Genomic DNA, 22,782 nt, shown 5'->3' with positions numbered 1-22,782 from the left:
CCCTGGCCGGCCAGCATTTGATTTTGTTCCTGGGGGTTCCCCCCGTGGGGGGTTGGGGGCTGGGTAAGGCAGGGCCTGCCCCGAACTCACCCGCGCCACCCCCGCAAAATCCCCGCCAGCACCTCCACCCCCCGCTCGATCGCCGCGACCTCCACCCCCGCATACCCCATCACCAAGCCCACCCTGCCCGGCACCCCCGTCGCATGCAGCGGCGTCACCGGATGCACCCCCACACCCGCCGCCCGCGCCGCCTTCACCAGCGCCGCCTCCTGATCCGGCGTCACGTCCAGCAGCCACACCACCACATGCAGCCCGGCCTCCGCGCCCTCCACCACCACGGAATCGCCGAAATGCCGGGACAGCGCCGCCAGCAGCGCCGCCCGCCTCTCCCCGTTCAGCCGCCTGGCGCGGCGGATATGGCGCTCATAGGCCCCGCCCTCGATCAGCGCGGCCAGCGCCTCCTGCTCCAGCCAGGGCGCGTGCCGGTCCGCCAGCCGCTTGGCTCGCGCGAAGGCTTCCACCAGCCCCGGCGGCACCACCAGCCAGCCCAGCCGCAGCGTCGGTGACAGGGTCTTGGACGCGGTGCCGAGGTAGATGACCCGCCCCCCTTGATCCCCGATCGGCTCATCCATCGCCTGCAAGGGCGGCACGGGGGCGATGTCGTAGCGGTATTCGCTGTCGTAATCGTCCTCGATCACCCGCGCATCCACCCGCGCCGCCCAGGCCAGCAATTCGCGCCGCCGCGCCGCGGACAGCACCCCGCCCAGCGGGAATTGGTGGGACGGCGTGGTGTAGGCCAGGCGCGCTGGCGGCAGGCCGGCGGTGCGCAGCCCCTCCGCATCCACCGGCACCGGGATCACGCTGGCGCCCAGCGCCTCGAACACCTGCCGCGCCAGGGCGTAGCCGGGTTCCTCCATCACCACCCCGTCGCCAGGGTCCAGCAGCAGCCGGGCCGCAAGGTCGATCCCCTGCTGCGACCCGTTGACGATGATGACCTGCCCGGCCGAGCAGCGCAGCCCGCGCGCGCGCCACAGATACCCCTGCAAGGCCTGGCGCAACGCGGGCGACCCCGCGGCATCGCCATAGCGCAGGATCGCCGGCGGCCGCAGCAGCGCCGCCGTGACGGCCTTGCGCCAGGCAAGCTTCGGAAAATCCCGCGCCGAGACCTCGCCATAGCGGAAATCCGCCACCAGCCCGTCCACCCCCGGCGCGGGCGCCGGCGGCAGCGCGGCCAGGCGACGACCGAAGGCGGATAGCCGCGCGCCGCCTGCCGCCGAGGGCTGTGCCACCCGCCCCCCGGTGCCCCGCGCGAGCCCCGCCGCGACCCGCGCCCGGGACCCCTGCCGCACCTCCAGGTAGCCCTCCGCGATCAGCTGTTCATAGGCCGCGGTGACGGTGGTGCGGGACACCCCCCATTCCGCCGCCAGCGCGCGGGTGGAGGGCAGCGCCGCCCCCGGCCCATCCAGACCGGCCTCGATCCGCTGCCGGATGGAGGCCACGATGCGCTGTCCGAAACCCGCCGCCTCGCCCATCCAACTGGCCCACCCGAATTGCCGAAAACTGGTCATTCCTTCTGGACCATTCGCGCGGCACACACCAGGACGACGAAGGAGACCTGGATGTACACGCCCCCCGCCTTCCGGATGGACGACCTGCCCGGCCTGCACGGCACCATGCGCGATGCCGGCCTGGCCAATCTGGTGACGGCGACCGAGGGCGGCCTGGTCGCCACCCCGCTCCCCCTGTTCCTCGACCCCGATGACGGCCCCTTCGGCACGCTGCACGGCCACCTGGCCCGCGCCAACCCGCAATGGCGCACCCCGGCCCAGGGCGACGCGATGGCCCTGTTCATGGGGCCGGACGCCTATGTCAGCCCCTCCTGGTACCCGTCCAAGCAGGAACACCACCGCGTGGTCCCCACCTGGAACTACGTCGCCGTCCACGCCTATGGCCCGGTCGAGTTCTACGAGGACGCGGACCGGCTGCTGGCGCTGGTGACGAAGCTGACCAGGCGGCATGAGGAACCGCGCGCCACCCTCGGGACAGTCCCTTGGGCGGTCTCCGACGCGCCGGCCGATTTCATCCAGGGCCAGTTGAAGGGCATCGTCGGCCTCCGCCTGCCGATCGCGCGCATCGAGGGCAAGCGCAAGCTCAGCCAGAACCGCAACGCCGCCGATCGTGCCGGCGTGCGTGAATCCCTGTCCGCCAGCGACCGGCCGGCGGATCGCGCCTTGGCCGCGATGATGCCGGAATGATGGACTCGCTGCCCCTCTTCCTCGCCGCCGCGCTGCTGTTGGCGGTCACGCCCGGGCCGGGGCTGTTCTACGTCGCGGCGCGGACCCTGGCGGGCGGGCGGGCGGAGGGCATCGCCAGCAGCCTCGGCACCGGCATCGGTGGCATGGCCCACGTCCTGGCCGGCAGCCTCGGCGTTTCCGCCCTGGTGCTGGCGAGTGCGGAACTCTTCAACGCCCTGAAATGGGCCGGCGCGCTCTACCTGGTGTGGCTGGGCTGGCGGAGCATCCGCGCCGCCCGCGCCGATGCCCTCGCCGGCACCCCCGCGCCCGCCATGGGCGTGCGCCGCGCCTTCCGTGAGGGTGTGGTGGTGGAGGCGCTGAACCCCAAGACGGCGGCCTTCTTCCTGGCCTTCATCCCGCAATTCGTCGATCCGGCTTCAGGACACGCCGGCCTGCAATTCGTGGCGCTCGGCACGATCTCCGTCGCCCTGAACACGCTGGCCGACATCGCCGTGGCACTCGCCGCCGGACGGCTGCGCGATGGCGCCACGGCCCGGCCTGGCCTGGTACGCAGGCTGCGGGAGGCCTCGGGCGCGGCGATGATCGCGCTGGGCCTGGGGCTGGCGCTGGCGAAGCGGCCGGGGTGAGAAAAGGGTGGCGGCGGCGTCAAGTTCCGCTTATGTTCTCACCATCAAGGGCGGAGCCGTGTCCCCCCGGCACCCCTGGAACCGGCACCCCTGAAACCGGCACCCCTGAAAACGGTGCTAAAAGCACTAAAAGGGCTAAAAGCGCTTAGTGACTAAAAAGTCACACCGTCAGCACACCGGCGGCCTTCAGCGCGGCGATCTCGGCCTCCGAATACCCCAGCTCCGCCGCGATGGCCGCGCCATCCGCGCCGGGCGGCCGCAGGTCGCCCGCCCCGCCGGGCCGGGCGCCATCGATGGAAACCGGCAGCGCCGGCAGCTTGATGGGCCGGCCGTCCGGCAAGGTCATCGGCACCAGCCCGCCGGAACCGTTGAGGTGCGGGTCGTCGAACAGCTCCGCCGGCCGCCCGATGGGGGCGAAGGGCAGGCCGAGTGCCTCGCACTTCGCCATCAACTCGGCCTTGGTGTAGGCGGCCAGCGCCGCGGCGATGCGGGGAATGGTCCGCGCCCGCGCCTCCACCCGCTGGTTCTTCGACGCCAGCGTGGGGTCGCTGGCCATGTCCTCCAGCCCGAAGGCGTTGCAGAAGATGGGCCAGGATGTGTCGGTGACGACGCCCACGAAGACCTGCCCACCATCGGCCGTGTCGAAGATGTCGTAGACCGGCCAGGCCGGCAGGCGAGTCGACATCGGCGGCGGCTCGGCGCCCGTCATATGCGCCTGCGCCATGTGCTGGGACATCAGCAGCGCCACCGATTCGAACAGCCCCGCCTGCACATGCCCGCCGCGGCCGGTGCCCTCCCGCTCCCGCAGCGCGGACAGGATCGCCACCACCACGGAAAGCCCGCCCATGATATCGATCACGCTGCTGCCCGCCCGCAGCGGCCGCCCGGTGGGCCCGGTCATGTAGGCCAGGCCGCCCATCATCTGCACGACCTCATCGAGTGCCGTCCGGTGCTCATAGGGGCCGGGCAGGAACCCCTTGCAGGAGGCATAGACGAGCCCCGGATTCACCTTGGCCAGTTCCTCATACCCCAGCCCCAGCTTGGCCATCGCGCCGGGCCGGAAATTCTCCACCAGCACATCCGTCCGCTCCGCCAGGCGCCGCACCAGCGCTTGGCCCTCCGGCTTCTTCATGTCGACGCAGAGGCTGCGCCGCCCGCGCCCGAAGGCCGCGTAGAAGCCGGTGCCGGAGCCCGTCAGGCGGCGCGTCGAATCGCCATCGGGCGCCGGTTCCACCTTGATGACCTCCGCGCCCAGATCCGCCAGCGCCATGCCGGCGGAGGGGCCCATGATCATGTGGGTGAATTCCAGCACGCGGAGGCCGGCAAGCGGGGTGGAGGAGGTCATCGGGCGTTCCTTGTCGCGCCGATTATCCGCCTTCAGGCGATCCGGTCATAGACCAGGTGCAGCGCGCCCCCATCCAGCGCCCGGCACAGCACCAGGCGCAGCCGCGTCTGCGCCGTGCCGGGCGGAAACAGGGGCACGCCATCGCCCAGCACCAGCGGCAGCACCGCCATCTCCAGCCGGTCGAGCCGCCCGATCGCGATCATGCCCCGCAGCAACTGGCCCCCGCCCTCCACCCAGACGCGCTGGTGGCCCCGCGCCTCCAGCGCCGCGACGATGGCGGAGAGGTCGCCGCCCATCGCCTCCACACCGGGCGGTGCATCAGGCAGCGCCCGGCTGGTGACGACGGTCACGGGCTTGCCGGGATAGGGCCAGTCGCCCATGGCGCGCACGGCCTCATAGGTGCCGCGGCCCATCAGGATGGCGTCGATGCCGGCGTAGAAATCCTCGAAGCCGAAGGCCTCCGGCGGCGGCGCGCCCGCCAGCAGCCGGTCCACGGCCCCATCGGCCTGGGCGATCCGGCCATCGAGGGAGGCGGCGATGTGGCAGTGGAAGAAGGCGGGCATGGCGGGAGGCTCCGCGGGGGAATGACAGGCGGCCGGGGCCCGCTCTACGCGCCCGCCCCGACCGGCGGAAACGACAGGGCCACCCCCCAGGCCCTACGGCGCCGGGATTTCGGCGGCCAGCAAGCTGCCGGACTGGCTTTCCGTGATCACCAGCGTCCGCCCATCGGGGGCGAAGGTGCAGTTCGTCGGCATCCGCCCGAAGCCCGTGCAGTCGATGCGGTGGGTGCAGACCCCATGCGCATCCACCACCCAGACCTGGCCGTGGCCGGGGTTCGCCACGAACAGCCGGTCATGCGCATCCACCGCCAGCCCATCGGGGCCGGAGGTGCCGGCGGGAATGCGGAAGAACAGATTGGCCTTCGCCACCACCGCATCCGGCCGCAGCACGAAGCGCCAGATCTCGCAGGACCGCGTCATCGCCACCATGAGGTGCGTGGCCGCGCGGTTCATCACCAGCCCGTTCGGGCTCGGCCCATTGTTCAGCAGCCGGTCCATCCGCCCATCCGGATGCAGCCGCCAGACGCGGCCCGAGGGGTCCTGCAACCCCGATTGCCCCTGGTCCGTGAACACCACCCCGCCATCCGGCAGCAGGATCAGGTCGTTGATGCCGCGGAATCCCTCGCTGAGGATCGTCTCCAGCAGCGGCGCCATCCCGCCCGTGACGGGGTCGAGCGTGAGAAGCCCGTGGCGGTAATCCGCCACCAGCAGGTCCTCGCCCCGCGCCACCAGCCCGTTCGGCCAGCCCTCATACTCCGCCACCACCTCCCAATGGCTGCCGGAGACGCGGAAGACGCGGCCATGCGGGATGTCGGTGCAGTACAGGTTGCCCGCCGCATCGAAGCAGGGTCCTTCGAGGAAACTGTCCACCGCCTGGCCGGCGCGATTGGCATCCGCCCAGGCAGTGGGCCGCAGCCGCCGCAGCCCATCCGGCAGGCGCGACAGCAGGGAGGGCTGGATGAGCTTGGGCGGGTCGGTCCACATGGCGCGCACCCTGCCCCGCCCCCCTCTTGTCGTCCAGCGGGCCGGGGGCCAAGGTCTGCGCCATGGGAAGAACGCTGTTTCAGAAGATCTGGGATGCCCACGTCGTGCATGCGCGCGATGACGGGCTCGTGCTGCTCTACATCGACCGGCACTATTTCCACGAAGGCTCCTTCCACGCCTTCAACATGCTCCGCGCCCGCGGCATTCCCGTGCGAAGGCCGGACCTCAGCTTCGGCTTCGGGGACCACTACGTGCCCACCAATGCGCGGCGCACGGACGCAGTGCAGGATCCCGAGATCCGAGGCATCATCGAGACCTTCGAGCAGAATGCCCGCGCGCATCGCATTCGCGCCTTCGACCTGGCCGATCCCGACCAGGGCATCGTCCATGTCGCCGGCCCCGAGCAGGGCCTGACCCTGCCGGGCATGACGGTGGTGTGCGGGGACAGCCATACCTCCACGCATGGTGCCTTGGGTGCGCTGGCCTTCGGCATCGGCGCCAGCGAAGTCGCGCATGTGCTGGCCACCCAGACCATCTGGCAGTCCCAGCCCCGCCAGATCCGCGCGAGTTTCGAGAGCACGCTGCCGGCCGGCACCACGGCCAAGGACATGGCGCTGGCGCTGATCGCCAGGATCGGCACCGGCGGCGGCCTCGGCGGCGCCATCGAATTCGCGGGCAGCGCCGTTCGGGCCTTGTCCGTGGAGGGCCGCCTGACGCTCTGCAACATGGCGATCGAGGCCGGCGCCCGCACCGGCATGGTGGCCCCCGATGCCATCACCGCAGCCTGGCTCCAGGGCCGCCCGCACGCGCCGGCGCAGCCCGATCCCGCCTGGGCGGCCCTCGCCACCGATGCCGATGCCGCCTTCGACCGGGAGGTGACGCTCGACGCCGCCGCCATCACGCCCATGGCGACCTGGGGCACCAGCCCGGAGGAAGCCGTCGCACTCTCCGCCCGCGTGCCGCGCCTGGCGGACGCCCCCGACGAGGCCCGCGCCCGCGCCTGGAAGCGGAGCCTCGACTACATGGGCCTGCAGGGCGGGGAGGCGATGGCCGATGTGCGCGTCGATCGCGTCTTCCTGGGATCCTGCACCAATTCGCGGCTGGAGGACCTCCGCGCCGCCGCCGATGTGCTGAAGGGCCGCCGCATCGCCGTGCCGATGCTGGTCTCCCCGGGTTCGTCGGCCACCAAGCGGCAGGCGGAGGCCGAGGGGCTGAACCGCATCTTCCTCGATGCCGGGGCGCGGTGGGAGGAAAGCGGCTGTTCGCTCTGCGTCTCCATGAACGGGGAGAGCGTGGGAGAGGGCGAACGCTGCGCCTCCACCTCCAACCGCAATTTCGCGGGGCGTCAGGGGCGGGGGGCGCGCACGCATCTCGTCTCGCCGGCCTCCGCTGCGGCATCCGCGCTCGCGGGGCGCCTGATGCAGGCGGGGGGCTGAGCGATGCCGGAACCCTTCACGACCCTGACCGCCATCGCGGCGCCGCTCGACATGCCGAATGTCGATACTGACCAGATCATGCCCGCCCGCTTCATGCGCAGGCCGCGGGATGAACGCTACGTCGCCTATGGCTTCCACGACCTCCGCTTCACGCCGGATGGCGCGGTGCGGCCGGACTTCATCCTCAACCAGAAGCCGTTCAACGAGGCGGGAATCCTGGTCGCCAGCCGCAATTTCGGCGTGGGATCGTCGCGTGAAGCGGCGGTCTATGCGCTGCTGGCGATGGGCTACCGCGCCGTGGTGGCGGAAAGCTTCGGCGACATCTTCTTCAGCAACGCGCTGAAGAACGGCCTGCTGCCGGTGAAGCTGCCGGAGTCGATCGTGAACGCGCTGCGCGACGCCGTCGCCGCCGCGCCCGGTGCAACCATCCGTGTCGATCTGCAACGCCAGGTGCTGACCGCGCCCGATGGCGCGGAACACGCCTTCACCGTGCCCGCCTTCGCGCGGGATTGCCTGTTGCGCGGCCTGGACGAGATCGGGCTGACGCTGACGCTGGCCGACCAGATCACGGCCTTCGAGACTTCAAGGGCATCACTCGCCGCTGGGTAGTAACATTCACGAAACTTGACGCGCGGACGGCGAGGCGCCCAGAACCGATCCAATTGTCGGATGGTGCCCATGCGTCTTGCCCGCCTCGCCGCGCCCAGCGCGGCCCTTCTCCTCCTCCTCTCGGGCGCGCCATCGCTGGCGCAGCCCGGGCCGGGCGGGCCGCCCGCGGTCGGCGTCGTCACCGTCGAAAGGCGGCCCGTGACGGAAAGCACGGAATTCGTGGGGCGGGTGGAGGCACCGGAACGCGTCGAACTCCGCGCCCGCGTCACCGGCTTCCTCCAGGAAAGATTGTTCCGCGAAGGGCAGGAGGTGAAGACGGGCGATGTACTGTTCCGCCTGGAACGCGCGCCCTTCGAGGCCGAGGTCGCCCGCGCCCAGGCGACCATCGCCTCCGCCGAGGCGGAGTTGCAGAACGCCAACATCTCCCTCGCCCGCGCCCGCGAACTGGTCCGCACCTCCGCCGGCACGCAGGTGCGCGTCGATGATGCGACCGCGGCGCAGCGTTCGGCGCAGGCCACGCTGCTCGGCGCCCAGGCGCAGATGCGGGTGGCGCAGATCAACCTGGGCTACACGGAAATCGCCGCGCCGATCGATGGCAAGATCGGGCGCTCCACCTTCTCCGTCGGCTCCGTCGTCGGGCCGAGCAGCGACCCGCTGGCCACCATCGTGAGCCAGGACCCGATGCGCATCGCCTTCCCGGTCAACCTGCGCACCGGCACCGAACTGCGCGACCGCTACGCCAGCCGCGGCGGCGCGGAGGCGACGCGCGTGCGCATCCGCCTGGTGACGGGCGCGATCTACGGCCAGGTCGGGCGCATCGACTTCATCGACACGCAGGTGGACCGCAACACGGACACGATCCTGGTGCGGGCGCTGATCCCGAACCCGCCGCGGCATGGCCCCGGCACCGGCCCCTCCCCCGGCACGGAAGGCGGCGTCGACCGCGAATTGATCGACGGCATGTTCGTGAACGTCTTCGTGGAGGGCGCCGAGCCCGTCTCCACCGTCGTCATCCCGCGCAGCGCCGTGCTGCAGGACCAGCAGGGCAACTACGTCTTCGCGCTGGACGCGGAGAACAAGGCCGCCCGCCGCCCCGTCACGCTCGGTCGCAGCATCGCCGACCAGGTGGTGATCGAGCGTGGGCTGGAGGGCGGGGAGCGCGTGGTGGTGGAAGGCGTGCAGCGCGTGCGCCCGGGCCAGCCCGTGCAGCCGGGACCGGCCACCGCGCCGCTGCGCGCCCCCGGCCGGGGCTGATCCACCATGATCTCCTCCGTCTTCGTCGACCGGCCGCGGCTGGCCATCGTCATCTCCATCGTGATGACGCTGGCCGGTGCGCTGGCCATGCTGCGCATTCCCGTCGCGCAGTTCCCGGACATCGTGCCGCCGCAGGTGCAGGTCAGCACCTCATACCCCGGCGCCTCCGCCTCCGTCGTCGAATCGACGGTCGCGCAGGTGATCGAAAGCGCCGTGAACGGCGTGGAGGGCATGATCTACATGTCCTCCAACAGCGCCAATGACGGCACCTATGCGCTCAACGTCTCCTTCGCACTCGGCACCAATGCCGACATCGCGACGGTGAACGTGAACAACCGCGTGCAATCCGCGCTGGCGCGATTGCCGCAGGAAGTGCAGCGCCAGGGCGTGACGGTGCGCAAGCAGTCATCGGCCGTGCTGCAGTTCCTCACGGTGACGTCGTCCAACCCGGCGCATGATCCGCTGTACCTGTCCAACTACGTCACCATCAACATGCTGGACCGGCTGGCGCGCGTGCCGGGCATCGGCTCCGTCTCCATGTTCGGGGCCATGGATTATTCCATGCGCATCTGGTTCGAGGTGGACAAGCTGATCAGCCTGAACCTGACGCCATCCGACGTGGTGGCGGCGGTGCAGGCGCAGAACGTGCAGGCGGCGGTGGGCCGCATCGGCGCCAGGCCGATCAGCGACGACCAGCAGTTCCAGTTCAACCTGCAGACCCAGGGCAGGCTTTCGACGCCGGAGGAATTCGGCAACATCGTCATCCGCGCCAATGCCCAAGGGTCGCTGCTGCGGCTGCGGGATGTGGCGCGCGTCGAACTCGGCGCGGCGCGGATGGACACGGAAAGCCGGCTGAACGGCCAGCCCGCCATCACGCTCGGCGCCTACCTCGCCCCCGGCGCCAATGCGGTCGCGGCCGCCGGCGCGCTGACCCGCACCTTGCAGGAAATGAATGCGCGCTTCCCCGAGGGGATGCGGACGGAAGTGTTCTACGACACCTCCACCTTCGTCACGGACACGATCCATGAGGTCATCAAGACCCTGCTGGAGGCCTTCGTGCTGGTGGTGCTGGTGGTGCTGCTGTTCCTCGGCAGCTTCCGCGCCACCATCATCCCCGTCATAGCCGTGCCGGTCAGCCTGATCGCCACCTTCGCGGTGCTGCTGGTGGTGGGCTTCTCCGCCAATACCGTCTCGCTGCTCGCCATGGTGCTGGCCATCGGCATCGTCGTCGATGACGCCATCGTGGTGGTGGAGAATGTCGAGCGCGTGATGGAGGAGGAGCCGGACCTGTCCCCGGCCGAGGCCACCAAGAAGGCGATGGCGCAGATCACCGCGCCGATCATCGCCATCACGCTCGTGCTGCTCTCCGTCTTCGTGCCCGTGGGCTTCATCCCCGGGCTGTCGGGCGCGCTGTTCGCCCAGTTCGCCGTCACCGTATCCGTCGCCATGGTGATTTCCGCCATCAATGCGCTGACCCTGTCGCCCGCGCTCTGCGCCGTCTTCCTCCGGCCGCATCACGGGCCGCGGAAGGGCGTGCTGGCGGCGGTGATGCGGGGCATCGACAAGGTGCGCGACGGCTACGGCAACATCGTCGCCCGGCTGGTGCGGCTTTCCATCCTGTCTCTGGTGCTGACGGCGGTGTTCATGGGCGGCGTCGCCTGGCTCGCGGGCAAGACCCCCGCGGGCTTCCTGCCGGAGGAAGACCAGGGCGCCTTCTTCGTGCAGATGCAACTGCCCCAGGGCGCATCGCTCTCCCGCACCCGCGACGCGGTGGAGCAGGTGGAGGCGATCATCAAGCCGGTGCCGGGCGTGGAGCGGGTATTGGCGATCGTCGGCTTCAGCCTGATCGATGGCGGCGCGCAGTCCAACGCGGCCTTCATCGTCGTGCGCATGAAGCCCTTCGCGGACCGCACCACGGCGCAGGAAAGCGTGTTCAGCGCCATCCGCACCGTCTTCGGCGCGACGCAGCAGGTGCGGGCGGCGAACACCTTCGCCTTCAACATCCCGCCCATCATCGGCCTCGGCACCGGTGCCGGCTTCCAGTACCAGCTGCAGAACCTGGAAGGCCGGCCCCCGGAGGAGATGGCGAGCGCGATGCTCGGCGTCGTCGTCGCCGCCAACCAGGATCCGCGCCTGCAGGCCGTGTTCTCCACCTTCGCGGCCAACAACCCGTCCCTGTTCCTGGATGTGGACCGGGACAAGGCGCAGGCGCTGGGCGTGCGGATCAGCGATGTCTTCACCGCGCTGCAGACCACGCTGGGCGGCTTCTACGTCAACGACTTCAACTATTTCGGCCGGTCCTGGCAGGTGAATATCCAGGCGGAGGCGACGGACCGGGACGACATCCCCGACATCTGGCGCATCCATGTCCGCAACGCGGCCGGAGAGATGGTGCCGCTGCGCTCCGTCGCCGATATCCGCGTGGTGCTCGGGCCGCAGACCATCAGCCGCTACAACAACGTCCGCAGCGTCTCCATCAACGGATCGCCGCGGCCGGGCGTGTCCTCCGGCGATGCGCTGCTGGCCATGGAACAGCTGTCGGACCGCGTGCTGCCGCAGGGCTACGGCTATGAGTGGACCGGCACGGCGTTCCAGGAACGGCTCGCCAGCGGGCAGACGGGGACGATCCTCGCCCTCGCGCTGCTCTTCGCCTACCTGTTCCTGGTGGCGCTGTATGAGAGTTGGGTGATCCCGATCCCGGTGCTGACCTCCATCGCGGTCGGCGTGCTGGGGTCCTTCGCAGCGATCAGCATCGCGGGGCAGTCGCTGGATGTGTATGCGCAGATCGGGCTGGTGGTGCTGATCGCCCTCGCGGCCAAGAACGGCATCCTCATCATCGAATTCGCGAAGGAGAAGCGCGAGGCCGGGATGTCGATCCAGGAGGCGGCGGTGATGGGCGCCAGGCTGCGGTTCCGCGCGGTGATGATGACGTCCATCGCCTTCGTGCTGGGCCTGGTGCCGCTGGTGATCGCGACGGGCGCGGCAAGCGCATCCCGCCGCGCGGTGGGCATGCCGGTCTTCGGCGGCATGCTCGCGGCTTCCATCATCGGCATCTTCATGATCCCGATGCTCTACGTCGTGTTCCAGACGATGCGCGAATGGGTGAAGGCGCGCTTCGCGGGGGCGCCGAAGACGGCGCCGCATGCCTGACGGCGGCTGGATCGTGCCCTGGGGCTACCGGCGGTAGCCCCAGATCGCGAAGATGCGGTGCGGGACCACCAGCGGGTCCGGCCCGAAGCGCTGGTCCAGCAGCGCGGCGAGTTCCCCGTCGAAGCGCGCCACGCCATCCGCGCCCAGGGCACCGCCGACGCCGGCGGAGGCCCTGACGCGGCCCCGCCAATCCGCGCGGCTGTACAGCGCCTCATGGTCGAAGCCGGCGAAGCCGATGTCGCGGAAGCCGGCGAGCGACAGGTCGCCCGCCCAGGCGGGGTAGAAGCCCGTGCCGCGGCCCATGCGCCAGCGCGGGTTATGGGCCTCGATCAGGAATTCCGTGGCATGGGCGACGCTGCCGGGCAGCGGCAGCCAGTCATAGTGGCAGATCACCAGCGCGCCGCCGGGCTTCAGCACCCGCCAGGCTTCAGCACCCGCCAGGCCGCGGTCGAACCAGTGCCAGCACTGGCCGGCGATCACCAGGTCGAAGGCCCCGGCCTTCTGGCCCGTGCGTTCCGCCAGGCCTTCCTGGAAGCGGGCGCGATCGGCCAGGCCCTCCTCCTCCGCCAGGCGGCGCGCGGCGGCGATCTGGCCGGGGGCAGGATCGAGACCCAGCACCGTGGCACCGCGGGACGCCAGGCCGCGCGCCAGCGTGCCCGTCCCGGTGCCGAGGTCCAGCACCGCCATACCCTCGCGCAACAAGGATTCGCGGGCCAGCAGGTCCAGGAAGCGTGGCGGGAAGCCCTGGCGGTGGCGGGCGTAGTCGGCGCTGGTCAGGCTCCAATCCGGGCTCTTCATCGGCGGGCTTTCCTCAGGGCGGCCAGGTCGGCGGCGGTATCGACATCGCGCAGGGTGCGGATTTTCGCGACCCGGCGGCCGGCGAAATTGGCGATGCTGTCGGAGAGTGCGTGGCGGGTGGACCAGCGCACGCCGGCGAAGGGGGTGGCGGGGCGGCGGGGACCCAGGCCGACCAGCCAATAGCCGCCATCGCGCGCCGGGCCGAAGACCGCATCCGCCCGGCCGAGTGCGCGGAAGGCCGCCGCGATGTCGGCCGCCGCGATGCCGGGGATATCGCTGCCCACCAGCACGCAGCGCCGATGCGGCCGCATGGCACGGGCCATCCGCTGGCCGAGGTCCCCCCTGCCCTGCGTCACGCGCGGCACCGGCATCGGCCAGCGCGCCGGCGCGTGGTCCGGCGTGGCGGCGATCACGGTCCGCCAGCGCCGGTCCCGCGCCGTGGCGCGCAGCACGGCGGTGAGCTGGCCGACATAGAAGCGCAGCGCCGCCCGGTCGCCGATCCCGCGCGCCAGACGCCGCTTCACCGCGCCAAGCCGCGGCGCGCGCGCGAAGATCACCAGCGTGTCGCCCCTCATCCCCGCCCCCGATAGAGTCGCGCGATGGTGGCGGGCGGGACGCCGGCGAACCAGAGGGTGAGGCAGAGAAGGTTCCTCGCGGACCGGCGCAGGTAGCCATCCCGCCGGAATCGCGCGGCACTCGTCACCGCCGCGACGGGCATGGCGCCGATGCGGGCGCGGCCGAGGCGGCGGATGAGGTCCACATCCTCCATCAGCGGCAGCGGGCGCATGCCGCCGACGGCGCGCAGCAGGTCGCGATGGATCAGCAACCCCTGGTCGCCATAGGGCAGGCCAAGCCAGCGGCAGCGCCAGGCGACGGCGCGTTCCAGCCGGCGCGCGGCGGGCGATTCGTCATCGAGGGCGAAGGCGAAATGCCAGGCGCGGGTGGGGTCGCGCATGGCGGCGCGGACCGCCTGCTCCCAGCCCGGCGCCAGGCGGGTATCGGCGTGCAGCAGCAGCAGCCAGGGGCCTGCGGCGGCCTCGATTGCCGCGGCGATCTGGCTGCCCCGGCCGCGCGGGGCCTGCACCACGCGCGCGCCCGCGGCCCGCGCCACCGCGGCCGTGCCATCCGTGCTGCCGGCATCGGCGAGGATGATGTCCTGGCCACCCAGCGCGGCCAGCGTGGCGGGCAGCGTGGCCGCCGCCTCCAGCACTGGAATCACGATCGAGAGGCCTTCAATTCGCATTTTGTTCTTGACGCACTGCCCGGGGATACCCCACCTTCCGTGAGAACAAACCAGGAAATCGAAGGACCCGACGATGCCTGATGGGGGAGCTTCCGGTGTGCCCTCCCTGGCCCGCAAGGGCCGGGGCGCCGTCACCAACCCCGCCGTGCGCTATGAAAGCACGCGGACGGAGGCGTGGGACGATGGCTGGGGCACGCTGGCCGCGGAATTCGCGGACATGCCGCCGTTGCCGACCACGCTGACGAAGGACCACGCGAAATCCGCGCTGTCCTGGAACGACAGCCCGGATATCGGCTTCGACCGCTCGCTGAACCCCTATCGCGGCTGCGAGCATGGCTGCGTCTACTGCTATGCGCGCCCTGCCCATGCCTATGTCGGCATGTCCCCGGGCCTCGATTTCGAGACCCGGCTGATGTTCAAGCCGGAGTTGCCGGCGCTGCTGGAGAAGGAGCTTTCCAAGCCGGGCTACGAGGCGAAGCCGGTGGCGCTGGGGGCGAACACCGACCCCTACCAGCCCGTTGAGCGGACCTTGGGGATCACCCGCCGCACGCTGGAGATCCTGGAAAAATTCGGCCACCCCGTCACCATCGTCACCAAGGGCGCGGGGGTGGTGCGGGACATCGACATCCTCCAGCGGCTCGCGGCGCGGAACCTGGTGCATGTCTGCCTCTCCGTCACCACGCTCGACATGAAGCTCGCGCGGGTGATGGAACCGCGCGCGGCATCGCCGCTGAAGCGCCTGGGCGCGATCACGGAACTGGCGAAGGCCGGCATCCCCGTGGGCGTGCTGGCGGCGCCGATGATACCGGGGCTGAACGACGCGGAGTTGGAGCGCATCCTGGAAGCCAGCGCCCGCGCCGGCGCCACGCGGGCGGGCTACGTGCTGCTGCGCCTGCCACTCGAGATCAAGGCGATGTTCGAGGCCTGGCTGGCCGAGCACCACCCCGAACGCGCCGCCCGCGTCCTGGCTTTGGTGCGGGAGACGCGGGGCGGTCAGCTCTATGACAGCCGCTTCGGTGCGCGGCAGACCGGCACTGGTCCCTATGCCGATCTGCTGGCGCAGCGCTTCAAGCTGGCGCTGCGCCGCTTCGGGCTGGATGGCCGCGGCTATACAGGCCGGGCCGTCCAGAACAGCTTCAGCGCGTCGCTGGACTGCACGCAGTTCAAGGTGCCCGGCGCCATGGCGGCGAGGCAGCTGGAACTGCTGTAGCGTCTACCCCTTCCGGCGCCGGAAGGCCGTGATCTGCAGGGCGGAGGCATGCACATGCACCACCGCCGGCACACTCCGCGGCGCCAGCGCGGCGTCGAGGACCGGGCCGATATCGTCCTCGGTGCGGATGGTGAACCCCTCCGCCCCGAAGGCGCGGCCCCAGGCGGCGAAATCGGGGTTCACGAGATCAGCGGCATTGGCGAAGGGCCGGCCGGGATAGCGGTTCTCGTGATGCATGCCGATGGAGCCATAGGTCCGGTTGTCCGGGATCAGCAGCACCGGCGCGGCCTGGTGGCGCATGGCGGTGGCGATCTCGTTCCCCGTCATCAGCGCGCCGCCATCGCCCGCCACCGCGATCACCTGGCGGCCGGGGTGGCGGATGCTGGCGGCGACGGCCATCGGCATCCCAGCCCCCATGCCGCCGACGGCGGAGCCCAGGAAGATCTGGCCCGGCCGGAAGGGAATGTGCCGGTGGACGAAGCTGGTGAAATTGCCGGCATCGGTCGTCAGCACGGCATCGGCGGCCATGCGTTCCGCCACACCCACGCAGACCGCGGCGAAGTTCACGCCATCCGGCGCGGCCTCCCAACTCGGCACCGTCAGCTCCCGGTGGATGGCGTGCAGCCGGGCGATCCAGGCCAGACGGCCCGAGGGGTGCGAGGGCTTGCGTTCCAGCAGCGCCTCGACCACCGCGGCGGGATCGGCGCAGATTGCAAGGTCCGCGCGCCAGACGCGGTTCAGCTCCGAGGGGTCCGGCCAGACATGGACGAAGGGCATCTGCGGATCGGGCGCGGTCGGCCAGGTCCAGGACTGGCTCACCACATCGGTCATGCGCTCGCCGAGTGCGATCAGCAGATCGGCCTCCCGCATCTCCGCCATCAGGCGCGGCTGCACGCGGTTGCCGACATAGCCGGCGTAGTTCGGGTGGTGGCTGTCGAACAGATGCGGACGGCGATGGGTGGGGGAGACGGGAAGGCTCCAGGCCTCCGCGAATCGCCGCAGCGAATCCAGCGTCTCCGGCGGCCCATCCATCGCGCCGCCCACCAGCACCAGCGGGCGCTGCGCCGCGGCCAGGCGCTGCGCCAGATCGTCCATCTGCGCGGGTGAAGGCCCGGGCGTGGCGCGGGGGCGGGGCTTCGCCAGGGGCAGATCATCCGCGGCCTCGTCCAGCACATCCTCGGGGAAGACCACCGCGACGGGGCCGGGCGTGCCGGATTCGGCCAAATGGAAGGCGCGCGCCACCGCCTCGCTGGCCTGGCTCGGCAGGTCCACATTGATCACCGCCTTGGTGATGTCGGCCAGCAGCTTGCCGTAATCGTGTTCCTGCAGCGCCATCCGCCCGCGCTCGCGCCGCTCCACCTGGCCGATCAGCAGCACCATCGGCACCGCGTCGTGATGCGCCGTGTGCAGCCCGATCATGGCGTTGGAGACGCCGGGCCCGCGGGAGACCAGGCAGACCCCCGCCCTGCCCGCCCGCATCCGCCCATCGGCCACCGCCATATAGGCCGCACCACCCTCATGCCGGCAGACCACCAGCCGAAGCTGCGGCACATCCACCAGCGCATCGGTCAGGCCGAGGAAACTCTCGCCCGGCACGCAATACATCAGGTCCACGCCCTGCGCGGCGAGGCTTTCCGCGACCAGGCGACCGACGCTGCGCCCCATCACTCCGCCGCCTGCCGCGCGGTTTCGGCGCCATAAATCGGCGTGAGCCAATGCCGGTATTTTTCGAGTTTGCCGCGCACGACGTCGAAGTAGATCTGCTGGAGGCGGCGCGTGATGGTGCCGGGCTTGCCGCCGCCGATGTCGTAATGGTCGATCGAGGCGATGGGCAGGACCTCCGCCCCGCTGCCGCAGAAGAAGGCTTCCTCGCAGACGTACAATTCCGACCGATCGATGTCGCGCTCCACCACCGTCAGGCCGAGCTCGCGCTCCGCCAGCTCCATCACCGTCTCCCGCGTGATGCTCTCCAGGATGTCGGCGGTGACGGGCGGTGTGATGAGCTTGCCGCGGCGGACGATCATGATGCAGGCGCCCGGGCCTTCCGCGACCTTGCCGGCGGCGTTCAGCATCACCGGCGGGCCGAAGCCGTTCAGCCGCGCCTCGACATAGGCCAGGCGCGAATTGTGGTAGTTGCTGCCGGCCTTGATCCTCGAAGGGGAGGCCATATCGCTATTGCGCCGCCAGGTGCTGACGCAGGATTTCACGCCCGTCTCGATGGTGGGCTTGGAGGGCATCGGGAAGGCGAGGATGAAGAAGCCCGTGCGGATCTCGCTCGGCAGGTAATGCGTGAGTTCGCCCTCGGCGAAGTAGACGACGGGGCGGTAGTGGATGTTCTCCCGGTAGCCGCAGGCGCGGATGAGGTCGAGGGACGCGGCCTCGATCTGCTCATCGCTGTAGGGCACGGCCATGCGCATGATATGCGCGCCCTGGCGCAGGCGGGCGATGTGGTCGGCGTGGCGGAAGGCGTAGAGCTGGCCTTCATCGGGGTTCCAATAGGCGCGGATACCCTCGAAGACGTTCTCACCGCGCAGCACGGCCTCGGTGGATATGTGGATCGTCGCGTCGCTCCACGGCACCAGCTTGCCATCGAGCCATGCGTGGCTGGCGGATTTGGTCATGGGGCGTTTCCCTGGATGTCGATGAGGATGTTGCCGTGGCTGTCGGCCATGAAGGTCGCATCGGGGCCGATGACGATGGTGGATTCGCGTTCCTCCACCACCGCCGGCCCCGCATGGCGTTCGCCGGGCCGCAGGCGGTAGCGGTCATGCACGCGGCAGGGCGCCATGCCGGTCTCGGGGAACCAGACGGGGCGCTCGCCCTTCAACGAATGGCCGTCACCAGCGGCACTGGCCTCCGGCACGCCGGGGCGGGATGCGGTGGCGTTGAGGCGCCAGGACAGCACCTCCATCGGCACCCCCGTGATGCGGCGGTCGAACAGGCGCTGGTAGGTGTCGAGGAAGGCCGTCTCGACGCTGGCGGCATCGATCGCGGCGGGCAGCGGCACGGCGATGTCGAAGCCCTGGCCGGCGTAGCGCATGTCCACGCTGCGGCGGAACGTCACGTCGCCCGGGGCGGCGCCCGCATCCTCCAGCATCGCCCGCGCCTCGGCCTCCATCGCGGCGAATTTTTGCGCGATGGAGGCCCAGTCCACCGCGTTCAGGCGCTGCACGCCGGATCGCACGAGATCGATGGCCGGCGCCGCGACAAGGAAGCCGAGCGCGGAAGCCACGCCCGCGCCCTGCGGCACGATCACCCGTGACAGCTTCAGCAGCTTCGCCAGCCCATAGGCATGCACCGGCCCCGCGCCGCCGAAGGCGAGCATGGCGTAGCGACGGGGGTCCCTGCCCTTCTCAGCGACATACATGCGTGTTGCCGCCGCCATGTTCTCGTTCACGATGGCATGGATGCCGGCAGCCGCTTCCAGCACGGAAAGGCCGAGCGGGCGCGCGAGATGTTCCTCCATCGCGCGTTCCACCGCGGCGCGGTCCAGCGCCATCTCGCCGCCGAGGAAATACTCGGGGGAGAGGTAGCCCAGCAGCAGGTCGGCATCCGTGACCGTGGGATGCGTGCCGCCACGGGCATAGCAGACGGGGCCGGGGACCGATCCCGCGCTTTCGGGGCCGACCGTCAGCAGCCCCATGGCGCTGACCTGCGCGATGGAACCACCGCCGGCGCCGATCTCGATCAGGTCGATCACCGGCACCTTCAGCGGCAGGCCCGATCCCTTGCGGAAGCGTCGGACGCGCGCGGCCTCGAAGGTCGATGAATGCTCGGCCTCCCCCTTCTCCACCAGGCACATCTTGGCCGTGGTGCCGCCCATGTCGAAGGAGATCATGTCGGCGACGCCGGCGATGCGACCGTGATGCATCGCCGCCGTGGCGCCGGCGGCGGGGCCGCTTTCGATCAGCTGCACCGGGTTGGCGCGGGCATAGCCGACGGTCGCGATGCCGCCGGCGGAAAGCATCAAATGCAGCGGCCCGCCGAGCCCCTTCGCCTTCAGCGCGGCTTCCAGCACTGCCAGGTAGCGGTCCATCAGCGGCGTGACATAGGCGTTCACGCAGGCGGTATTGGCACGCTCATATTCGCGGATCTCCGGCGCGACGTCGGAGGACAGCGTGACGGGCACGCCGGGCAGTTCTTCCGCCAGGATCGCGCCCGCGCGGCGTTCATGGCCGGGGTCGAGGTAGCTGTGCAGGAAGCAGACGGCCACCGCTTCCACGCCCTGCGCCTTCAGTGCACGCGCGGCGTCGCGCACCTCATCCTCCGCCAGCGCCAGGCGTTCGGTGCCGTGTGCATCGTGGCGCTGCGTCACCGCCAGGCGGCGCGGGCGCGGGACCAATGGCTCCGGCTTGTCGAGGAACAAATCGTACAAATCGTAGCGCATCTCCCGCCCCATCTCGAGGCTGTCGCGGAAGCCGCGCGTGGTGAGAAGGCCGATGCGCGCGCCCTTGCGCTCGATCACGATGTTGGTGACCAGCGTGGTGCCATGGACGATCTGGCGGACATCGCCGAAGCCGACGCCGGCTTCCGCCAGCAGCCGGTCCAGCCCTTCCAGGATGGCGCGGCCGGGATCGTCCGGGGTGGTCAGGCGCTTGCCGGTGAGGACGCGGCTCCGCGCCTCATCGACCAGCACGAAATCGGTGAAGGTGCCGCCGACATCGACGCCGATGCGGATAGGGGGCGCACTCATTCAGGCTTGATCCCCGCGGCCTGCACAACCTCTCCCCAGCGGCGCGTCTCCGAAGCCAGCATCGCGCGGAAATCGGCGGGGCCGAGCGCCAGGCGATTGAGGCCGAGCGCGGGCAGGCGCGATGTCATGGCCTCGCTGGCCATGGAGGCCTCGATGGCCGTGACGAGTTGCGCCAGCACGGGATCGGGGATGCCGAGCGGCCCGAGCACGCCCCACCAGAAGCCGGAGACGAGATCGACGCCCTGTTCCTTCAGTGTCGGCACATCGGGCATGGCGGCGATGCGCTGCTCCGCAGCGATGCCGATCACGCGGATCTGGCCGGACTGCACCAGCGGCGCGGCCGTCGCCAGCGCCATGATCGTCGCCTGCACCGTCCCCGCCAGCACGTCCTGCACCGCCGGCGCCGCGCCGCGATAGGGCACATGCGTCACGCGCACGCCGGCCCTCATCTGCAGCAGTTCCAGGATCAGGTGCGTGGAGCTGGCGACCCCGGCGGAGGCGAAGTCGATCGCCGCCGGGTTGGCGCGCGCGGCGGCCAGCAACTCCGTCAGTGTCCGGAAGCGGGATTGCCCGCCGACCACCACCAGCGCGGGCGCGATGGCCAGCGCCGAGACCGCTGTGAAGTCGCGGGCGGCATCGAAGGGCGCGGGGCGGCCGCCGGCCACCTGCACGGCGGGGATGGTGGCCAAGGGCGTATCGCCCAGCAGCAGCGTCGTGCCGTCCGGCGCGCTGCGCATCACCGCCTCTGCCCCGATCTGGCTGCCCGCGCCCGCGCGGTTCTCCACCACCACGGGCTGGCCGAGCCGTTCGCTCAGCGGCACGGAGAGCAGCCGCGCCAGCGTGTCGGACCCGCCGCCCGCCGCGAAGGGGACGATCAGGCGCACGGGCCGCGTAATCTGCGCCCGCGCCACGGCGGGCGCGAACAGCGTGGTGGCCACCAAGGCACGGCGTGTGAAGTTGCTCATGGCATCACCCCGTAATCGCGTTGCGCCCCTTCGGGCGAGACATAGCCATCAGCCAGGTCGCGCTTCACCGCTGCCGGATCGCGCGCCCGCGGGTCGCCATAGCCGCCGCCACCGCCGAGATGCATCAGCAGCCGGTCCCCCGGTTGCAGCGTGCTGCGGGACTTCGGATGCGGCTTGCGGCCATCCTGCAATTGCACCAGCGCCGGCGCGCCGGCCTCCCCACCATCGAGCCCGCCGGCGGGATGCTTCATGCGATCGGCGATGAGGGACAGGCGCACGCTTTCCTGCGTCATCACCTCCAGCTCGATCTCCTGGCCAAGGCCGCCGCGGAACTGGCCGGGGCCGCCGCTGTCGGGCATCAGATCCTTCTTCCACACCAGGATCGGCGCCGATGCCTCGAAGGCCTCGATGGAGCCGGAGCCGGAATTGGTGGGGAAGGCGGTGGTGTTGAGGCCATCGCGATGCGCCGCCGCGCCCATGCCGCCGCTGCCGAACAGCACCTGGCTGAACCGGTCGCCATTATTGTCCCGGCCCGTATAGACCGGGCGAGGCGCCGGGCTCGCGCTATCCGCCACCACCATCCCCGGCACGATCTGCGCCAGGCACTGGTACAGCGCGCCGGACAGGAACAGCCCCGTCAGGTGTCGCGCATTCACCGCCGCCGGCCAGCGCGGGTTGAGGATGCTGCCCTCCGGCGCCACCACGCTGACGGCGCGGTAGCTGCCCTCGTTCCTAGGCGTCAGCGGGTCCAGCGCGCATTTCAGCGGATAGACGGTGTAGGCGTAGGTGTAATTCATCACGCTGTTGAGGCCGCGTGCGATCTGGGGCGAGGTGCCAGCGTAGTCAACCGAAAGCTGGTCGCCCGCGATGGTCAGCGCGCATTGGATGCGCGTCTCCTGGTCCTCGTACCCGTCGGCGTAGACGGTGCCGTGCCAGGTGCCGTCCGGCAGCGCGGCGATCGCCTTGCGCATGGCGGCATCGGCGCGGGCCTGGAGCGTGGCGGAGAGCGCGACCAGATCCTCCAGCCCCGTATCGTCCAGGAATTCCAGCACGCGCCGCGCGCAGACGCTGGTGGCCGTCACCTGCGCCTGGATGTCGCCCATCACCTGGTCCGGCACGCGGACATTGCCGCGGATGATGCGGGCGAGTTCGCGATTCTCCTTGCCCTCGATCAGGAATTTGGAGGGCGGGATGCGCAGCCCTTCCTCGAACACCTCCGTGCAGTCGGCGGACCAGAGGGTGCCGCCGATATCGGGCATGTGGGACGTGGCGCCCGCGAAGCCCACCAGCTTGTCGCCGCGAAAGATCGGCTGGGCCATGGTGATGTCGAGCAGATGGCCCGTGCCCATCCACGGGTCGTTGGTGATCAGGCAATCGCCCGGGCGCAGTTCGTCCAGCGGGATTTCCGCCAGCATGTGGCGCAGCGTCTTCGGCAGCAGGCCGACGAAGCTCGGAATCCCGATGCTGTTCTCCGCCAGGCTGTTGCCCTCCGCGTCCATGAGCACCGTCGCGAAATCATTGGATTCGCGGACGATGGTGGAGAAGGAGGTGCGCAGCAGCGCCGCCGCGGCCTCATCCGCCATGGAGATCAGCCGGCTCCAGAGTATCTGGAGCGTGACAGGATCGAAGGCGGGGCCTTGGGCGGTCATGCGGC

19 protein-coding genes are annotated in these 22,782 nt (G+C 70.6%); 7 read left to right on the top strand and 12 right to left on the bottom strand.

All coding sequences use genetic code 11. The features are described from left to right. Positions 1–86: 86 nt before the first annotated feature. The gene (locus ACTIE5_RS17060) at positions 87–1,568 is read right to left on the bottom strand and encodes a PLP-dependent aminotransferase family protein (RefSeq protein WP_439550905.1); all 1,482 of its coding nucleotides are present in this window, start codon (positions 1,566–1,568) and stop codon (positions 87–89) included. A 51-nt stretch (positions 1,569–1,619) separates the two neighbouring features. Between ACTIE5_RS17060 and ACTIE5_RS17055 the strand changes: the two genes are divergently transcribed. Both ACTIE5_RS17055 and ACTIE5_RS17050 read left to right on the top strand, forming a co-directional pair. Next, a complete protein-coding gene (locus tag ACTIE5_RS17055) occupies positions 1,620–2,255 on the top strand; it encodes an FMN-binding negative transcriptional regulator (protein ID WP_439550904.1) in 636 nt (211 codons plus the stop codon). Beyond that, positions 2,252–2,881: a LysE family translocator gene (locus ACTIE5_RS17050; RefSeq protein WP_439550903.1), complete on the top strand. Its 630-nt coding sequence runs from the start codon at positions 2,252–2,254 to the stop codon at positions 2,879–2,881. The genes ACTIE5_RS17055 and ACTIE5_RS17050 overlap by 4 nt, the downstream gene beginning before the upstream one ends. Positions 2,882–3,041: 160 nt before the next feature. On the opposite strand, the gene ACTIE5_RS17045 is transcribed toward ACTIE5_RS17050, so the two are convergent. From ACTIE5_RS17045 to ACTIE5_RS17035, 3 genes are all read right to left on the bottom strand, one after another. Continuing rightward, positions 3,042–4,226 carry a CaiB/BaiF CoA transferase family protein gene (locus ACTIE5_RS17045; protein WP_439550902.1) on the bottom strand — a complete coding sequence of 395 codons (1,185 nt, stop codon included), beginning with the start codon at positions 4,224–4,226 and terminating at the stop codon, positions 3,042–3,044. A 32-nt stretch (positions 4,227–4,258) separates the two neighbouring features. Further along, positions 4,259–4,789 carry a dihydrofolate reductase family protein gene (locus ACTIE5_RS17040; RefSeq protein WP_439550901.1) on the bottom strand — a complete coding sequence of 177 codons (531 nt, stop codon included), beginning with the start codon at positions 4,787–4,789 and terminating at the stop codon, positions 4,259–4,261. A gap of 93 nt (positions 4,790–4,882) precedes the next feature. Continuing rightward, complete coding sequence (locus ACTIE5_RS17035) at positions 4,883–5,770, bottom strand: SMP-30/gluconolactonase/LRE family protein (protein WP_439550900.1); 888 nt, start codon at positions 5,768–5,770, stop codon at positions 4,883–4,885. 62 nt (positions 5,771–5,832) lie between these two features. Between ACTIE5_RS17035 and leuC the strand changes: the two genes are divergently transcribed. The 4 genes from leuC to ACTIE5_RS17015 all read left to right on the top strand — a co-directional run bounded on the left by leuC (position 5,833) and on the right by ACTIE5_RS17015 (position 12,219). Then, on the top strand, positions 5,833–7,206 hold the full coding sequence (leuC, locus tag ACTIE5_RS17030) for a 3-isopropylmalate dehydratase large subunit (protein ID WP_439550899.1): 1,374 nt from the start codon (positions 5,833–5,835) through the stop codon (positions 7,204–7,206). Between the two features lie 3 nt (positions 7,207–7,209). Continuing rightward, a complete protein-coding gene (gene leuD, locus ACTIE5_RS17025; protein WP_439550898.1) occupies positions 7,210–7,815 on the top strand; it encodes a 3-isopropylmalate dehydratase small subunit in 606 nt (201 codons plus the stop codon). Positions 7,816–7,884: 69 nt separating this feature from the next. Further along, on the top strand, positions 7,885–9,069 hold the full coding sequence (locus ACTIE5_RS17020; RefSeq protein ID WP_439550897.1) for an efflux RND transporter periplasmic adaptor subunit: 1,185 nt from the start codon (positions 7,885–7,887) through the stop codon (positions 9,067–9,069). A 6-nt stretch (positions 9,070–9,075) separates the two neighbouring features. Beyond that, positions 9,076–12,219: an efflux RND transporter permease subunit gene (locus ACTIE5_RS17015; protein ID WP_439550896.1), complete on the top strand. Its 3,144-nt coding sequence runs from the start codon at positions 9,076–9,078 to the stop codon at positions 12,217–12,219. 24 nt (positions 12,220–12,243) lie between these two features. Here the strand turns inward: ACTIE5_RS17015 and ACTIE5_RS17010 are convergent, their stop codons facing one another. Genes ACTIE5_RS17010 through ACTIE5_RS17000 form a run of 3 tightly spaced genes read right to left on the bottom strand, consistent with a single transcriptional unit; the run spans position 12,244 to position 14,260 of the window. Beyond that, positions 12,244–13,017 (bottom strand): class I SAM-dependent methyltransferase, encoded by a 774-nt coding sequence (locus ACTIE5_RS17010; RefSeq protein WP_439550895.1) that lies wholly within the window; start codon positions 13,015–13,017, stop codon positions 12,244–12,246. Then, positions 13,014–13,592 carry a TIGR04282 family arsenosugar biosynthesis glycosyltransferase gene (locus tag ACTIE5_RS17005; protein ID WP_439550894.1) on the bottom strand — a complete coding sequence of 193 codons (579 nt, stop codon included), beginning with the start codon at positions 13,590–13,592 and terminating at the stop codon, positions 13,014–13,016. Before ACTIE5_RS17005 ends, ACTIE5_RS17010 begins: the two co-directional genes overlap by 4 nt. After that, positions 13,589–14,260 carry a TIGR04283 family arsenosugar biosynthesis glycosyltransferase gene (locus ACTIE5_RS17000; RefSeq protein WP_439550893.1) on the bottom strand — a complete coding sequence of 224 codons (672 nt, stop codon included), beginning with the start codon at positions 14,258–14,260 and terminating at the stop codon, positions 13,589–13,591. Before ACTIE5_RS17000 ends, ACTIE5_RS17005 begins: the two co-directional genes overlap by 4 nt. Positions 14,261–14,333: 73 nt before the next feature. Between ACTIE5_RS17000 and ACTIE5_RS16995 the strand changes: the two genes are divergently transcribed. Further along, positions 14,334–15,470, top strand: coding sequence for a PA0069 family radical SAM protein (locus ACTIE5_RS16995; protein WP_439550892.1), 1,137 nt, complete (start codon positions 14,334–14,336; stop codon positions 15,468–15,470). Positions 15,471–15,473: 3 nt separating this feature from the next. On the opposite strand, the gene ACTIE5_RS16990 is transcribed toward ACTIE5_RS16995, so the two are convergent. From ACTIE5_RS16990 to ACTIE5_RS16970, 5 genes are read right to left on the bottom strand one after another with little or no spacing between them, the layout of a single operon-like run. Continuing rightward, positions 15,474–17,135 (bottom strand): thiamine pyrophosphate-dependent enzyme, encoded by a 1,662-nt coding sequence (locus ACTIE5_RS16990; protein ID WP_439550891.1) that lies wholly within the window; start codon positions 17,133–17,135, stop codon positions 15,474–15,476. Further along, entirely contained in the window at positions 17,135–18,091 is a 957-nt protein-coding gene (locus tag ACTIE5_RS16985) for a branched-chain amino acid transaminase (protein WP_439550890.1), read from the bottom strand. The genes ACTIE5_RS16990 and ACTIE5_RS16985 overlap by 1 nt, the downstream gene beginning before the upstream one ends. Next, entirely contained in the window at positions 18,088–20,163 is a 2,076-nt protein-coding gene (locus tag ACTIE5_RS16980) for a hydantoinase/oxoprolinase family protein (protein WP_439550889.1), read from the bottom strand. The genes ACTIE5_RS16985 and ACTIE5_RS16980 overlap by 4 nt, the downstream gene beginning before the upstream one ends. Then, on the bottom strand, positions 20,160–21,128 hold the full coding sequence (locus ACTIE5_RS16975) for a Bug family tripartite tricarboxylate transporter substrate binding protein (RefSeq protein ID WP_439550888.1): 969 nt from the start codon (positions 21,126–21,128) through the stop codon (positions 20,160–20,162). Before ACTIE5_RS16975 ends, ACTIE5_RS16980 begins: the two co-directional genes overlap by 4 nt. Continuing rightward, positions 21,125–22,777: a hydantoinase B/oxoprolinase family protein gene (locus ACTIE5_RS16970; protein WP_439550887.1), complete on the bottom strand. Its 1,653-nt coding sequence runs from the start codon at positions 22,775–22,777 to the stop codon at positions 21,125–21,127. Before ACTIE5_RS16970 ends, ACTIE5_RS16975 begins: the two co-directional genes overlap by 4 nt. Positions 22,778–22,782: the final 5 nt, after the last annotated feature.

It is taken from the genome of Falsiroseomonas sp. (assembly GCF_051859025.1).
In the GTDB taxonomy this organism is placed as follows: Bacteria; Pseudomonadota; Alphaproteobacteria; order Acetobacterales; family Acetobacteraceae; genus Falsiroseomonas.
Note: the sequence above shows the minus strand (reverse complement) of the source record. Positions and strands in the feature narration are given on the sequence as shown.

Coding starts and splice junctions, on each gene's coding strand:
- ACTIE5_RS16990 (WP_439550891.1), bottom strand. CDS start 17,135: ATGGGGCGCAGCGTCGGTCGCCTGGTCGCGGAAAGCCTCGCCGCGCAG.
- ACTIE5_RS17060 (WP_439550905.1), bottom strand. CDS start 1,568: ATGACCAGTTTTCGGCAATTCGGGTGGGCCAGTTGGATGGGCGAGGCG.
- ACTIE5_RS16985 (WP_439550890.1), bottom strand. CDS start 18,091: ATGACCAAATCCGCCAGCCACGCATGGCTCGATGGCAAGCTGGTGCCG.
- ACTIE5_RS17005 (WP_439550894.1), bottom strand. CDS start 13,592: ATGAGGGGCGACACGCTGGTGATCTTCGCGCGCGCGCCGCGGCTTGGC.
- ACTIE5_RS17015 (WP_439550896.1), top strand. CDS start 9,076: ATGATCTCCTCCGTCTTCGTCGACCGGCCGCGGCTGGCCATCGTCATC.
- ACTIE5_RS17055 (WP_439550904.1), top strand. CDS start 1,620: ATGTACACGCCCCCCGCCTTCCGGATGGACGACCTGCCCGGCCTGCAC.
- ACTIE5_RS16995 (WP_439550892.1), top strand. CDS start 14,334: ATGCCTGATGGGGGAGCTTCCGGTGTGCCCTCCCTGGCCCGCAAGGGC.
- leuC (WP_439550899.1), top strand. CDS start 5,833: ATGGGAAGAACGCTGTTTCAGAAGATCTGGGATGCCCACGTCGTGCAT.
- ACTIE5_RS17020 (WP_439550897.1), top strand. CDS start 7,885: ATGCGTCTTGCCCGCCTCGCCGCGCCCAGCGCGGCCCTTCTCCTCCTC.
- ACTIE5_RS17000 (WP_439550893.1), bottom strand. CDS start 14,260: ATGCGAATTGAAGGCCTCTCGATCGTGATTCCAGTGCTGGAGGCGGCG.
- ACTIE5_RS16975 (WP_439550888.1), bottom strand. CDS start 21,128: ATGAGCAACTTCACACGCCGTGCCTTGGTGGCCACCACGCTGTTCGCG.
- ACTIE5_RS17035 (WP_439550900.1), bottom strand. CDS start 5,770: ATGTGGACCGACCCGCCCAAGCTCATCCAGCCCTCCCTGCTGTCGCGC.
- ACTIE5_RS16970 (WP_439550887.1), bottom strand. CDS start 22,777: ATGACCGCCCAAGGCCCCGCCTTCGATCCTGTCACGCTCCAGATACTC.
- leuD (WP_439550898.1), top strand. CDS start 7,210: ATGCCGGAACCCTTCACGACCCTGACCGCCATCGCGGCGCCGCTCGAC.
- ACTIE5_RS17045 (WP_439550902.1), bottom strand. CDS start 4,226: ATGACCTCCTCCACCCCGCTTGCCGGCCTCCGCGTGCTGGAATTCACC.
- ACTIE5_RS16980 (WP_439550889.1), bottom strand. CDS start 20,163: ATGAGTGCGCCCCCTATCCGCATCGGCGTCGATGTCGGCGGCACCTTC.
- ACTIE5_RS17050 (WP_439550903.1), top strand. CDS start 2,252: ATGATGGACTCGCTGCCCCTCTTCCTCGCCGCCGCGCTGCTGTTGGCG.
- ACTIE5_RS17010 (WP_439550895.1), bottom strand. CDS start 13,017: ATGAAGAGCCCGGATTGGAGCCTGACCAGCGCCGACTACGCCCGCCAC.
- ACTIE5_RS17040 (WP_439550901.1), bottom strand. CDS start 4,789: ATGCCCGCCTTCTTCCACTGCCACATCGCCGCCTCCCTCGATGGCCGG.